Below are 13,853 nucleotides of genomic sequence, written 5' to 3' on the forward strand. Positions count from 1 at the left end.
CGGACCAACAGGCACCCAGTTCTTGCCGGTTCTCTCGTTGAGCCGGGCAACTACAGGATTCATGCGATCGCCGTAGAGACTGTCGAGAAAGGGCCTGGACTTCTCAGGCTCGTTCCGTCGAAGCCGCTAAAGGCCCCGCCCTGCGACATCCGACGGTGACGATTGATTGATTTTGGCGGCGACCCGCCGGGGACTGTCCCGGCTCCGGGCGAATGCGGCCCGGCATGCGGACAACAGGTGCGGCGCCAACCCGGCATTGCTAGGCTTCGAGCCTGATCGGGAGGAGCGATTCGATGACCAGTGCACAAGCGCTCGAAATAATATTCCCCTCGCATCTGGCCGAACTGGGGGAAGAGCTCGTCGGACTGTCGGAAGATGCCGTCGAGACAAGCGGCTCCGGCTTCGGGGGGCTCGATGCGAGCTCGGTCCTGTTCGTCGCGCTTTCCCTGCCGCTCATCAAGATGATCGGCAATGTGCTCGTCGCCCGCGTCAAGGCCGGCCAGACGACCAAGCTCCGCTACAAAGGCATGACCATAGAAGGCGTCTCGGAAGCAACGATCCTGAAGGCGCTGGAGACGGTCAAAGATGATCTCAAGCCGTAAGCAACGCATGATCCAGCTGGCGCTGGAGAATAGCCGGACCTTGCTCACCGGCCAAATCACGATATGGCCGATCACCGGAATTGATGCGCTGCTCCATGCCGAGGAGGCCTATGCCTGCGCCGTTACCTCGATCGAGGGGTATAGCCAGGAACTGAAGATCGCGGGGGCGAACGTCATCGTCCTGGACTCGACCCAGACGCACTGGGTCACGGCTTTGTCGACCGCCATGGATTGGGGCGGCCGATGGCCACTCTACATTCTTGAGCAATATTTCATCCTCAAGCTCAACATGGCCGGTCTCGGCGGCGAAGCGGATATCTTTAACCGCTTCATCGCCGAGAGTCGCACCGGTCTCGGGCCGCTTAAGGACGTCGATCCGGTCGACACCGACAAGCAGAATAGACTCGTCGAGCGCCTGATCCTGGGTCATGAGCTCGGCCATCTCGCTTTCGCCGCGGCGTCCCGGATCGACAGCAACCTGCTGACGATGGTCCGGCGCAGCGTCGCCGAGATCGGCAAGATATTCGCTGCCGCGCTGGACTATAAGATGGAGGATCTCGACCTCTCCGTGGAGGAAGAAGACGCGCTCTTCGTCTCGGTCGAGCAATATCTCAATCGCTACCTCTTCACCGAGTTTCCGGGCGATACCTATTCGATCCAGCGTGAGCTCATCCGGAAAGCGGACATCTGGAGCATGACGCAGCGCATGCGCCGGCTCGAGCCGCTCCGGGCTGCATTCGGGACGATCGACCTGCTCCAGGAATGCTTCTGCGACATCTATGGCTTCGAACGGCTGTTGCTGCAGACGGGTGCCACGGAGAGCCATGCGCATTTCCTGTGCCTCGACGTGGTCCGCATCCTGCATTGCAGCTTTGCCTTCGGCGCGATCGACAGCCTGGTCCGGGAGCGCATGGTGAAGGCGCAGATGCGACAGGAATTGCGGGCTCTTTATGCCCCGCTCTCGGCCCAGCAGGTCGAAGCGATGGATGAGGAACAGATCAAGGCGGTGAGCGAGCAAGCAGAGGCCATCAAGCTTCGCTTCAGCGAAGATCCCGAGCGGCTCGAATATCAGAAGTCGATGATCAGGGCGATCTACCGGCGAGTCGCCTTCCACACCTATGTCAGGGACCGCCCCGCGATCGGCCTGCCGACCACCCTCGCCGAAATGGGCCGGCTCGGCGACAGGCTCGAGGCAAATTTGTTCGGCGCGTGCGCCCGGATCCGCGGCGCGGCGGATTTCCTCGATCCACAGCTCCCCAAATTGCTCGAGGAAGATTGCGCGCCGCTTGAACAAGGCGAGCTCCGCGACGGATGGCGCAGCTTGTCGCAAACGCTGCCAAAGGTTGGTTTCGTCGCGATGCGCCTGGTCGAACTCTGAACCAGGCGCGCCCCCGGTCAGAGGCCAGGCTTGACCAGCGCCGTGCCGAAGGCGGCAAGGCGTCCCTGGACCACCGAAGCGGCGAACTGCTGCGCCGTGACCTCGATCCCCTGGCCGGGCGCCATCTCGGCTGCGACAGACATGCCTGATTCGAGCAGTTCGATGACGAGCCCGGCGGTCGCGGAGACGGCGATATTGGCGACCGATAGGATGATCCGGATCGGCGAGATCAACATCGACGGCACACCGCCCCAGGAATAATAATCCGGGAAGAGCTGCCGCATCAGCATCCATTCATTCGCCGCCGCGACGTTGCAGGCAGTGAAGGACGGCACGACCTGGAAGACACGCTTCACCGCGCATCCGAACCATCGATACCATCCAAATGAGAGCGCGTTGAGGGCACCTTCCACCATGGCTCGGACCTCCGACCCGGAATAGCCATGATCGAGCCAGTAGTCGGGATCGAAATATGCCGTGCCGGTCGCCTCGTATTTGACCGCTTCGCCCCGTGTCGGATCATAGCGCCAATATTGATAGCGATAGGTCTTGTCGGCCCCGGTAGTCGTAATGAACCGGGCCAGGGCCAGTTTCAGGTCCTCGCCGCTAAATATCGGAATTCCTGCCAGCTCGGTGATGACGTCGCCCACCTCAAACGGGCTCTCGACGCCAAAGGGAGTCTGCGCAGCTGCCGCGGTGACGCGGACGCCCTCACGATATTGCCCGTTGTCATCGACGACTTCGATGCCATTCACATAGGGCTGAACGGTTCCGTATTGCGCGCGATAGGCCTTGCGCATCGCCAACAGGCTCGCGAGGCTGGCAGCGCCTCGCTGCAGGCCAGCGATCGGCAGGCCCTCCTTTGTCTGGTTCCAGGCGCAGTTCGGTGCGCATAGGCCCGGGTCGGCGATCAGCCAAGTGCCCTGCGCCATTCCCGGGCTCGTGCTGGTATCCACGGCCCGAAAGCCGAGGGGCTCGTCGAACACGCCACATCGCGCTGCCTGGAGCTGATCACCACCGGTGCCGGCACAGCTGCGTTCGCTATCGGGGCCCGAGCCGCCCCAGGCGACACCGCGTCCCTCCCAGGTCGCCGCGTAGTGCGCGTCCTCGCGCAGCAACGAAATGGCATCGCTGTCGGCGGCCCGGCTATGCGCATAGATTTTCGGAGCATGGCGATATTTGCCGAAACTGACCTCCTCGCAATCGCCGGGCGCCAGGCTCTTCCACCCGGTGACTCCGTTGCCGCCATAGCCGTCGACGGGGCGAACGAGGAGTGCGGTCTCGGTTCGATAGGGGGTCAGGCCACAGAGTTTCACCGAGGTCTGGAGCAACCGCAGGAAGGAGAGCGCCGTTCCCTTGCGCTCGATCCAGTAATCCTCCTTGAGCGGCACGGAGGCTAGAGACTGTTCAAGCCGCGCATGGCGCCGCGCGACGGCGCCTTCCCCACACGGAGCAAGGGTCACCGTGCTCATCGCACAGGCATCATTGATATTATTGAGCGAATTGATCAGCTTGACCCCGTCGGAAGGCGTGCTTTCCGCCGTAAACCTAAGTGGCAGCGCATCGATGCCGGCGACCGCGGCCGGCGCCAGCGCCGTCGCGATATCCGCCGAGCTGGAAAAGGCGAAGCGGAACCGATCGGCAACCGTCAGGCGGTCCTCGGCCCAATGCAGCCAGGGATATTCCCTTGTCGCGGCGCTGTAATGGCGCAGGGTCTGGACGAACGCGAACGCCGAGGCGACGAGCGCCAAGACGATCAGCCCGCCTGCCAACGGAGCCATTGAGGGCAAGGGCGCGGGACGAGCTGCTGTCGCGGGCATGGCTTCTCTCCGACCTTGAGGTGGTTCGAAATCTTTCCTGGGTGACGTGCGGCGAGCAGGTTATCATGACATCGGCGAAACGAAGTCTGGTTTTGCTTTAGATAACCAAATAATCGTCTTCTTGCGTCGCAATCGCCGATTAGCTTTTTGATGTTTGGTCAACGGGTTAGCCGCTTACCCCTTCTCATGTGGCGATTCCGGGACGGAGGATGCATGGATCTGATCGGAGTTGTGCGGGGAGCCGGTCAACTCCGCCGATTCGTCGAACATGACCTGGCCGACCTGCTGGCCTCCTATGACCTGCGTGCGGCCTCCGGAGCGCTTCAGGACGCCGATCACGCAGCGGACAAGCGCAATGTCCTGTGGTCCGCGATCAATCACCTCGAAGCGGCCGAGGCCAAGCTGGAGCCGGACCTGCGTGGCAATCATCGCTATTTTTCAGCCCAGACCCTGCTCGATATCATCGCCCTGCGCGCTCTGATCCTCCGCTCGCTCGAAGAAGCGCGGCTCGTGGAACGCTGCTTCGAGAAGAGCGTCAGGATTGTCTCGACCCAGAACGAGAACGCCTGGAAGCGCCAGCTAAGCGACATCGTCGAAAGCTGGAACCCGGCGGGCTGGGTGCGCATGGCGCGCTTCCTGACCTCACCGCTCGGCAAGGCAGCACGGAGCTTCGATGCGATCACCTTCTGGGAAATGATGGGGTGTTCGGATACCGGCCGGCTCGGGCTCGATACCGGCCCCGAGACCGATCCCCGCTAGCATGGAAACATGCGTACGAGCACCCGCGCCTCACAGCACCAGCGCAAGCAGGCGCTCGGATCGCCACTATGGACGATGGACTGAACCCAACCGGATGCACGACGCAGGCGGAGCACGGCGATATCCATGCGGCTTCATCGCGAGCTACCGCCGGGCTTCCTAGTCGCGCCGCAACAGGCCGGTTAAGGTTACGCCTAGCACGGTGATCAGCATCGCGCCGATGATCTGGAACAGGGCCCGCGCCGTTACCGTAATCCAGTAGAAGCGCCCTACCGCCTTCATCTCGCATTCGGAAATCTGGCCGAGCTCAACGATCGGAACCATCAGCTCAAGAGCGTATAACGGCACGAAGAGATTGTCGCATGTGTCGGATTCGCGATTGAATACCAGCTCTGCATGCCGGCCTGCCTTGTCCGCACGATCGAGCACGATCGTCGCTCCCTTCGCCAAGGCTTCATCGGACTGCTGGAACTTGATGACCCCTGTCCGCTCGCCGGCGTAGATCAGCGCGAGGCCGGCGAACCACCAGCCAATCGTCCAGCAGATCGCGGCGAAGCGGCTATATCCATGGCCGGCGGTGACCTGCATGGCCCTGGCCAGGACCGAGTTTATGCCCTTTTCGGCCTTGCAGCGGATCGCCCAGTCGCGCTTCTGCATCGCGACCCTATCGGCGTCCTGTGTGTATCCATGCTCGCGCAGGACCTTGGCCAGCTGCTCGAACGGCTGCGGCTTGAACTTGTCCGGCCCCGGAGGTTCGGAATATTGCAGGTCGAGCCATCCAAGCCGCGAGCCTGCCTTGTCCACCTCCCCGCCCGCGAACGCGATTCGGCCGTAGACGAAGCCGTCCATCACGAGCTTGCCGCGTCCGGGCCAGGAGGTCGCGGGATCGTCCTCCAGGACGCCCACCGAGGCATCGGACAGATCAAATCTGCCATCGACACTCCCGTGGGGCGGATGAAGTGCCTCCGAATTGCCGTCCGGGATGGCGGGCGGCGATGGATCGAGCCGTTGAAGATCATGCAGGCGGAGCGCCCCCACGATCGAGGCTCGCCTCAGATCAAGGACGATACCGGCCGAGCCTGTGTCGGAATTCGATCCGGTCCGCGAAACGGCCGTATCGGACCGCCTTGACTCCTCCGCAGGCGCGAGGCGAGCCCCGGTGATTTCGAGCGTGTCGGCACTGACATCGGAAAGGTTGAGGGCGCCCCTCGCCTTGAACGGACGGCCCCCCGGACCATCTTCGCTCAGCCTGATCGCCCCCTGGACGACGGCGCGGTGGCAGAAGAGCGCGGAGCGGCCGTCCCCATCAAGCACGGCCCCAAACATGCAGAGATCGCGCTTGATCGTGGCGCCACGCAGGCTCACCGAACCAAGCGCCTCGAAGCAAGCGGTTCGCGACGCCTGCAGAAACACGCTCCCCTCGATCTCCGCGCCATCCAGGACGAGGCAGCTCTTGTTGGGAGCACCACTGGAAAGCGTCGCACCGACCGCTTCGAAATTCCCTCCGATGCGCGCGCCGACAAGACGGATCGGCCCATGGGAGATGAAACGGTTGCCACCATGGATCTTGGTGAACGCGACCCGGCCGCCGACCGTAAGCCCCTCACCCCGGAGCGCAGTCTTGCCGCTGTCCGATTCCGCTCCCAGCGTGGAGCCGCTCAGATCGAGATCGCCGTCGATATGGCTGTTCATCAGGCTCAGCTGCGGCACGGTGCAGCGCGAGAGCGTCAGGCTGAGGATAGTGCTCTTGTTGAAGAGTACCCCCTTCTCAAATTCACAATGCTCGAAGCGCAGGGCCGGCAATGCCCCCGAGGGCATGGACCCGGCCAGCAGGTAGGACAGATCGAGCTCGCCGACGATTGTGGCGTTGCGCAACACCAGCCTGCCCGGGGCAGCGGTGAAATCCTTGCGCGTCCCGATGATCAGGCCACGCAGGACGCTGGCCTGAATCTCGCGTTCTCCCGACGCCGCCGCATCGAAAGGCTCGCCTGCTTCCCAGGCCGAAAGGAGCCTGTGCTCGGCGTCGTTCCCATCCTGCTGCTTCGCCATCGCTCCCCCTTGCGCGTCTATTCCGTGTCCGGCCCCCAACAAGACTGTATCAAGTGCTCCCCGGCAGCGCATAACGAAGCCGGACAGGCTTCACGAAATAATGCACAATCGAGGATGGCGCGCCATCGGAAGACCGAAGGGTCGAGCGCAGCGGCAATAGGTTTATTCCTGCAGCATCGAAGTTGCTGCTGCCCAAGCCAGAGAAGACGCTCTCTGCCGATTGGCGCATTTTCTCTTCATTATCGGCGACTTGCAGCATGGCATCATAGCTGTCGATCGTGAGGCTGGCATCGCCGTCCGTCCCGGCGGAAATCGTCAGGCGGCCCGTCCGCACCTCCAGCTGGATCGGCTTTATCTTGTCGGCCACCATTTCACCATGCGCGGCGACCGCTTGCCGATAGGCCAGCCCCCCACCTTGCCGATATCCGAGGTTCAGCCGCTTGATGCTTTCGAGGAACGCATCCTCCGTGAACAGCTCGAGCAGGGAACGCCACGGCATGTCTGCGGACAGCGCGGCAGTGAGCTCGGTCAACCCGTGTTCGAGCTCCGGATCTCCGGTGACTCCCGCGCCGAACCCCGGCCCGAGCACGAGCGAATGGTCGAACTGGCCATATTCATAGGCCTGGCTGACGAGTACCGGGTGGTCGATACCATATTTGGCAGCCATTTCGACGAAGAGCTTTGCATCAAGATAGCCGCGCGCGAGCGGCCAGACATCCTTGAACTGATCGGAAAAGAGATACCAATTCCCGCGGAATCCCGTGGCACCGTCCTCGCCGATTTCCTGGAGCTTCTTCAGCTTGGCCTCGATCTCATCGACGACGCTGAGCGAGTCCCGAGCGCATCCTACCCCCGCCCCGGCAACGCCCTCGTGTCCGATGCGCCGCCGGAACACGCCGGCATAGCCAGCCAGCGATTCGAACGGCCGATCATCGATGGGGAAGACACTGGTGTCGTCGCGGAAATAGCTGTCACAGCGCGCTGCATAGGCACCATAGCCGGGCTGGACCTTGCGCTCGAGATCGTCGAAGCGGCGCTCGAGAAAGGCGTGGCGGACGAATTCCAGCTGCGCCCGCTTACCCTCCTCCGAATCCATCTCCTCGCGGCGCCCGGCCGCCATCAGGACCGGGAGCGTCGCCCCGGTATAACGATACCGGGCGACGAAGCCCCGATAGCCGTCCTGGTTTCCCCGGTCCTCGATAGCGAGGCGGAACGGGCGCCAGGCAGGAAGGCCGTTGCGTGCACAGGCCAGATCGATCCGTTGCTGAAATTCACGCTGGTAGATGTCGAGAATCTCGCCGACGATGGACACGACCGCAAAGCTGTCGGCGAGATGGCCAGCGGGCAGAACGATCTCCCTGCCGAACATCAGGTTCAGGAAGACTTCCGTGCGCGCCAGGGCAATTTTCTGGTCCTGGCTGTTATCTAGTTCGAGGCCGCCGCTCGTCCTGAAGGCAGACTTCTGGAAGCGCGCGGAATCGAGGGATTGAATGATCGCAGTCTGAAAACGCTCGGGCATCGTTCCCGGCTTCTCCTCACGTTTGGCTCGAAATGGCGTCGATGCGAGCGATGCCGGACGCTCGAAAGAGTCCGCGAGATGCCCGAAGCCAAAGCCGGGGGGAAGCAGTTCGGCAAGGTCCTCCGGCTTGCGCCTCAGCCGTTCGAGGAACGGCCCCGCGCTTCGGGGGCGCAGAAGTGGGTCCGCCGACAGGCCAAGGTCGATCGCGTCGAGCAGCGTCAGGCTCAAGGCCGGCAGGCCCGGATCCTGCCGAAGCATCCGGTCGACCAGGCGCGGCTCGAGGCCGTCGAAGCGACCCCGCAGGTCAAATCGGACGGGAGGCCGATTTCCCACCAACGCGTAGAAGCTTGCGCAAAGGCCGAAAATGTCGGTCCACAGGCCCGCTTCATAGCCGCTCTCAAAAAATTCCGGCGGCGAGAATGCCGGAGATGCTCCGCTCCAGCGCAAGTCGAAATAGCCGGTCTCGGTGAGGAAGTGGGCGGCACCGAGATCGACAAGCGCCACCGATCCGTCCGGACGGACCATGATGTTTTCCGGCTTGATGTCGTGATGGACGAGATTGGCCGCGGATAGCGTCAGCACGGCATCAAGCAGTTGAAGAAACCAGCTTGTGACCGTCCGGTCGTCCGGGCAGGAGACGCGGCTCAAAGGCTCGCCGTCGATCCATTGCTGGGCGATATAGCCCGTCCCATGATCGACATCGGCCGCGATGAGGGCCGCAATCGCGTCGTGTGGGGGCGCGAGCCCCAGCGCGCCGACCTCTTTCAGGAACGAGCGGCCATCGAGGTCGAACTGCGCCGATTCGATCAGGACATCCCCATTGGCCAACCGGTGGGCCTTGGCCCTCGGGAAATACTCTTTGAGCGCCACCCGTTTGCCGTCCACGTCCTTCGCGGGATAGGTCAGACCGAACGAGCCGTATCGAGGCTCGCCCAGAATCTCGAATCGGCTCGCCCTGGCGCCCACAGGCAGGGGCACGCGATCGTCACGCTCTGGCATCGCTTCCTCGGATTTGGAGAGATCAGGACGGGAGACGCGGACAGGCGATTAAGCTCTGGCGGATTCTTGAACAGAGCTGGAGCCAAGGCAAATCGCCACCGGAGAATGCACGGGCCATGGGACCGTGCAAGTGCAAAGCCGGCAATGGGTCCGGACCCGATCCATCTGCACGGCGCGCGCAGGTCCGACCCGCAAGGCATCGGCAGACAAGCGGCGCCATTCCATCAAGCCGGTCTTGCGCGTGGGATCGGTTCGCCTAGGAAAACGAGCGCTACTTCTTTGCAGCCGGGACCCGGACCATGACCGCCATCATCTGTTTCCTCTTGCTCGCCGCCGGGGTGCTTCTTCTCTGGCGCGGCCGGACGAAATGGGCCCTGCGCCTTTCGCTTTGCGCCCTGGTGATCCTCTATCTCGTCGGCACCGGCCTGCTGCCGTTGCTATTGCTGCGCACGCAGCAGACGGACAAGCCTTTGGCCTCGCTGCAATGGGGTGCGCATAATTCCATCGTCCTGCTCGGAGCCGGCACGCTGGTGGCGCAAGGTCAGCATGGTCCCCGCGTGCCGTTCTTCGGCTACAGCCGCGTGGAGACTGCGGCGCGTGCCTATCTCTCCTGCCGGGCCCGGAGCGGCGACTGCAAGGTCATCGTCAGCGGCGGCGATCCGCAAAAGCATGGGCGGACAGAGGCGGCGGTCTATGCGGACGAGCTGCAATCCCTCAGCATTCCCCGGACCGACCTGGTCCTTGAGGACCGTAGCAACAACACCTGGCAGAACGCCCAGAACGCCACCGCGCTCGTCCCCCAAGGCAGAAGCTTCGTGCTCGTGACCTCGGGGTTCCAGCTGAAGCGCGCGGCGCTGTATTTCTCCCATTTCCGGTCGGGCATCCAACCGCTCCCGAGCGACCAGCTCGCGGTCGAGCTCTCGCCGGTTCCACAGAGCATGAACCTGTTCCTGATGGACGCGCTGCTCCACGAACAAGTGGGCATCGCGCGGTACCACCTCTACAACGCGCTCGGGTGGAACGCGCCGAAATCCGTATAGTCGGAGCGAAATTGAGCCGACAGTCTTCAGGACACATCGCAGGCGGGACAACGTTCGCCCGCAGGCCAACCGGCCTGCTCGCTCCCATTCCTCGAATGCTTCCTCCAGACCCTGAGCCACAGAACGCGCGCTTCAAGCCACTCCTTGATCTTCGCAGCCAATTCGCAGCGCGCGTTCCTCGTCTCGCGGTCGCTGCTTGGCGGCCAGATCTCCTTCGAAAGCCAAGCATCATGAGCGCGGCAAAGGCTTGCCGCCCCAACGTCCTTCTCGCAAGCAATTGAAAACGCTAAAATTTCCAGAGACGCCGAGCCGGCCTGCTACACTGTTGGAAAGTGTAAGTGGCGGAGAGGGAGGGATTCGAACCCTCGTTACGGTTACCCGTAAACCGCATTTCGAGTGCGGCGCATTCGACCACTCTGCCACCTCTCCGCGAGGCGATTGTGCGCGGAACAAATCCGCGTCGGTCGCTGTGAGGGGCGGCCCCTAGCGCAGCGTTTCGGATACTGCAAGCGCATCCTTGTACCAAATCACAGAGATATTAGATTAAGAGCATGACTCAGACGCCCGGCGCCTCTCCTGCCCCCTTTGATCCCGGAGCCCCGATGCCCCCGGTCGCCACCGCACGCTTCGCGATCGGTGACGTGGTGCGCCACCGCCAGTTCGAGTTCCGCGGCGTGATCTTCGACGTCGATCCCGTCTTCGCCAACAGCGAGGAATGGTACGAGGCGATTCCCGAGGACGTCCGCCCCCGCAAGGACCAGCCCTTCTACCACCTGCTCGCCGAGAACGACGAATCGAGCTATGTCGCCTATGTCAGCCAGCAGAACCTGGTGGCCGACGAAAGCGAGGAACCGGTCGACCATCCCGCGATCAGCGGGCTTTTCGACGGCTATGCCGCGGGCCGCTACACTTTGAAGCGCACGCACCGTCACTAAACTGCCCTTTATGGGTAGTTATCGGTTGACTTCGGCGACTCTCTCCCTTAGCTGCGCCCTTCCTCCTGCCGGGGTGCAACCTTGGCGGGCACAAGCATTTGAACCAGAGAAGAGATCCGATGTTCGCTATCGTGCGCACGGGCGGCAAGCAGTATCGCGTTGCCGCGGGAGACAAGATCGTTGTCGAGAAGCTCGACGGCGAGGCCGGTTCGACGGTCACGCTCGGCGACGTTCTGCTCGCCGGCGAAGGTGGTGAACTGAAGTCGACCGACGGCCTGACCGTCTCGGCCGAGATCATTGCGCAGGCGAAGGGCGAGAAGGTCATCGTCTTCAAGAAGCGCCGTCGCCACAACTATCGTCGCAAGAACGGCCACCGCCAGAACCACACCATCCTGAAGATCACCGCGATCGGTGCCCAGGAAGAGAAGAAGAAGGCCGCGCCGAAGGCGAAGAAGGCCGCCGCTCCTGCCGAGGCCGAAGCCCCGGCTGCTGAAGCGTAAGCGAAGATACGAGGAGTATAGACCATGGCACATAAGAAGGCAGGCGGTTCTTCGCGTAACGGTCGTGATTCGGCCGGTCGTCGTCTTGGCGTGAAGAAGTTCGGCAGCGAAGCAGTCGTCGCCGGCAACATCCTCGTGCGTCAGCGCGGCACCAAGATCTATCCGGGCGTGAACGTGGGCATGGGCAAGGACCATACCCTTTTCGCGCTCGTCGACGGCCGCGTGTCGTTCAAGGAAGGCAAGCTCGGCCGCAAGTTCTGCTCGGTAGACATGATTGCGGAAGCTGCCGAATAACATCGGGTAACCGACCGGGTTGCCCACCAGGGTGACCCGGGTTCGACGAACGAACCAGCTGAAAAGGGAGACGGGTCGCCCCGGCTCCCTTTTTTATTTCCTCCCTGACACCACGGCGCAACAAGCTCGTCACACTAAAGTGGCGTGGGGCGTCGCAGGACCAAGGAGACGGTCATGTTCGTGCGAACGCAGAGACTGACATTGCGGCCCGGCTGGCCCGAGGACGCTACTGCCCTGATGCAGGCGATCGGCCATGAAAAGGTGGTGCGCAATCTGTCGCGCGCGCCATGGCCCTACCCCGTGGAAGCGGCCGAGACTTTCCTTTCGAGCTTCGACAGCCCCGTCGATACCAAGTTCCTGGTGTTCGAGCACCGGGACGGCGCAACGCGCCTGATCGGCGGCACGGGCCTGAGCGAGTGGAAGGACGAGCCCAACGAGCTCGGCTATTGGTACACCCCCGATGCCTGGGGCCGCGGCTTCGCGACCGAGGCCGGGCGTGCGGTGCTGCATGCCGCCCGGGCGCTCGGCATCCGCCGGGTGACCGCCGGCCACTTCATCGACAACCCCGCCTCGGGCCGGGTGCTGCGCAAGCTCGGCTTCCGCCCGACCGGCAAGCTCGCCACCATCTACTCGCGCGGCCGCGGCTGCGAGGCGACGACCGCACGCTACGAGATCGACCTGTCCGAGGGCGACTGCAGCGGCGGCGGCGACGAGGACCACCGAATGGCGGCGTGAGCCCTAGAAATGCGGTTCGATCCGCCGGATGACGCACATCCGGCGGACACCGCCTTCGGGCTTCAGCCCGAGCAGCAGCGCGGTCGGCTGGATCTCCTGATTGGCGGGGCTGGCAAGGAAATGGAGCCGCCCGTCGATGCGCTGGGGCACGAAGTGGGCGTAGCGCGGGCTAACGCCGGGATAGATGCCGCCCTGCCCGCCGGCGAGCAGCGTCCATTCCCGCCGCGGCGCCAGCATCAGCGCGTCCCCTGCTTCTTTCGGATCGAAATCGAAGCTGGGCAGCAACGGCGCCACATCGGTGCCGGGCGGCAGCACGAGAACCAGATCGCCATCGAAGAAATGGTCCGACCCGCCCCGCAGCACCAGGCGCCGCCGAACGCCCGGCGCGATCTCGGTATCGACGAGTTCGGCTCGTAGTGCCCCCGGCAGCTTGCGCTTCGGCAAGCCGGCGGCGAGCGGCGCGCGCTCGTCCCCCTGCAGCGCGGAATATATCGCCGGGCGGCCGAACATCGGTTTCAGCATCGTACGGAGGTAACGCGCGCAGAAGCCCCGATCGGCGGCAACCGGATCGGCGAACCAACTGCCCTCCTTCCACTTGCGGCCGTTCAGCGGATATTCGATGCGATCGATCCGATGATCGGCAAGCCGGAGGCGCTCGCCTCGACACGCAATCGGTCCGGTGCCAGGCTCGGTTTCCCCGGCTCCCGGCCCGGCTTCGCAGCGGCTCATGCGATCCGGCTGGATCACCAGCCCGACCAGCCACGGCTTTTCGGAGCCGCTGTCGCCATAGCCCGGCTTCCATTCCACGCGCGAGAGCACCCGTCGCCGGTTGACCCACAGGCTGAAGAAGGCGGGCGGATCGGCCCCGCCCATGCCATGGGCGAACCCCTGCATCTCGCCGTCGCGGATCCGCAGTTTCCAGCCATTGGGCAATCGGCACTCGCTCCGACGCTGCGAACGGCCATGGGACAGGCCACCATCGATCCGCATCGGCAGCGCACGATAGGCGACCGGCGAGCCCGCTTCGCTCCAGCCGAACCGCACCAGTGCGATATTGGCAGTGCGGCTGCAGACGATCTCGACGCCATATTCGGCATGCGCGGCCGGAGCCCAGCCGAGAAGCCCTGCCATCAGGATCCACCAGAGCCGCTGTCGCATGCAATCCTCCCACGCCAGCCTGATCCGAGCCGATTACCGAAAGATGATAGGACTTTGCTTTACGG

General features: G+C 63.5%; 12 protein-coding genes and 1 tRNA gene. 8 read left to right on the plus strand and 5 right to left on the minus strand.

Annotation, left to right across the window (positions count from 1 at the left end; translation table 11 throughout):
• The first annotated feature begins 293 nt into the window (after positions 1–293).
• On the plus strand, positions 294–602 hold the full coding sequence (locus ACEN8G_RS11725) for a hypothetical protein (RefSeq protein WP_413416219.1): 309 nt from the start codon (positions 294–296) through the stop codon (positions 600–602).
• A 7-nt stretch (positions 603–609) separates the two neighbouring features.
• Complete coding sequence (locus ACEN8G_RS11730) at positions 610–1,980, plus strand: hypothetical protein (protein WP_413416220.1); 1,371 nt, start codon at positions 610–612, stop codon at positions 1,978–1,980.
• Between the two features lie 17 nt (positions 1,981–1,997).
• Here the strand turns inward: ACEN8G_RS11730 and ACEN8G_RS11735 are convergent, their stop codons facing one another.
• On the minus strand, positions 1,998–3,761 hold the full coding sequence (locus ACEN8G_RS11735; RefSeq protein WP_413416221.1) for a hypothetical protein: 1,764 nt from the start codon (positions 3,759–3,761) through the stop codon (positions 1,998–2,000).
• A 252-nt stretch (positions 3,762–4,013) separates the two neighbouring features.
• Here ACEN8G_RS11735 and ACEN8G_RS11740 point away from each other — a divergent pair, with 252 nt between their 5' ends.
• Positions 4,014–4,559: a hypothetical protein gene (locus tag ACEN8G_RS11740; protein WP_413416222.1), complete on the plus strand. Its 546-nt coding sequence runs from the start codon at positions 4,014–4,016 to the stop codon at positions 4,557–4,559.
• Between the two features lie 159 nt (positions 4,560–4,718).
• Here the strand turns inward: ACEN8G_RS11740 and ACEN8G_RS11745 are convergent, their stop codons facing one another.
• Positions 4,719–6,608, minus strand: a complete 1,890-nt coding sequence (locus ACEN8G_RS11745; protein WP_413416223.1) for a hypothetical protein — start codon at positions 6,606–6,608, stop codon at positions 4,719–4,721.
• A gap of 49 nt (positions 6,609–6,657) precedes the next feature.
• Positions 6,658–9,126 carry a serine/threonine protein kinase gene (locus ACEN8G_RS11750; RefSeq protein ID WP_413416224.1) on the minus strand — a complete coding sequence of 823 codons (2,469 nt, stop codon included), beginning with the start codon at positions 9,124–9,126 and terminating at the stop codon, positions 6,658–6,660.
• Between the two features lie 299 nt (positions 9,127–9,425).
• Between ACEN8G_RS11750 and ACEN8G_RS11755 the strand changes: the two genes are divergently transcribed.
• Positions 9,426–10,166 carry a YdcF family protein gene (locus ACEN8G_RS11755; protein ID WP_413416225.1) on the plus strand — a complete coding sequence of 247 codons (741 nt, stop codon included), beginning with the start codon at positions 9,426–9,428 and terminating at the stop codon, positions 10,164–10,166.
• A gap of 339 nt (positions 10,167–10,505) precedes the next feature.
• On the opposite strand, the gene ACEN8G_RS11760 is transcribed toward ACEN8G_RS11755, so the two are convergent.
• Positions 10,506–10,595: transfer RNA gene (locus ACEN8G_RS11760), tRNA-Ser, on the minus strand.
• A 122-nt stretch (positions 10,596–10,717) separates the two neighbouring features.
• Between ACEN8G_RS11760 and hspQ the strand changes: the two genes are divergently transcribed.
• The 4 genes from hspQ to ACEN8G_RS11780 all read left to right on the plus strand — a co-directional run bounded on the left by hspQ (position 10,718) and on the right by ACEN8G_RS11780 (position 12,630).
• A complete protein-coding gene (gene hspQ, locus ACEN8G_RS11765; protein ID WP_413416226.1) occupies positions 10,718–11,101 on the plus strand; it encodes a heat shock protein HspQ in 384 nt (127 codons plus the stop codon).
• Between the two features lie 119 nt (positions 11,102–11,220).
• Positions 11,221–11,601: a 50S ribosomal protein L21 gene (gene rplU, locus ACEN8G_RS11770; protein ID WP_413416227.1), complete on the plus strand. Its 381-nt coding sequence runs from the start codon at positions 11,221–11,223 to the stop codon at positions 11,599–11,601.
• A gap of 24 nt (positions 11,602–11,625) precedes the next feature.
• Positions 11,626–11,895, plus strand: coding sequence for a 50S ribosomal protein L27 (gene rpmA / locus ACEN8G_RS11775; RefSeq protein WP_307120640.1), 270 nt, complete (start codon positions 11,626–11,628; stop codon positions 11,893–11,895).
• Between the two features lie 174 nt (positions 11,896–12,069).
• A complete protein-coding gene (locus tag ACEN8G_RS11780) occupies positions 12,070–12,630 on the plus strand; it encodes a GNAT family N-acetyltransferase (RefSeq protein WP_413416228.1) in 561 nt (186 codons plus the stop codon).
• Between the two features lie 3 nt (positions 12,631–12,633).
• Here the strand turns inward: ACEN8G_RS11780 and ACEN8G_RS11785 are convergent, their stop codons facing one another.
• Positions 12,634–13,788, minus strand: coding sequence for a hypothetical protein (locus ACEN8G_RS11785; RefSeq protein ID WP_413416229.1), 1,155 nt, complete (start codon positions 13,786–13,788; stop codon positions 12,634–12,636).
• Positions 13,789–13,853: the final 65 nt, after the last annotated feature.

The sequence above is a fragment of the Sphingomonas sp. Sphisp66 genome (genome assembly GCF_047324325.1).
Classification (GTDB): Bacteria; Pseudomonadota; Alphaproteobacteria; order Sphingomonadales; family Sphingomonadaceae; genus Sphingomonas.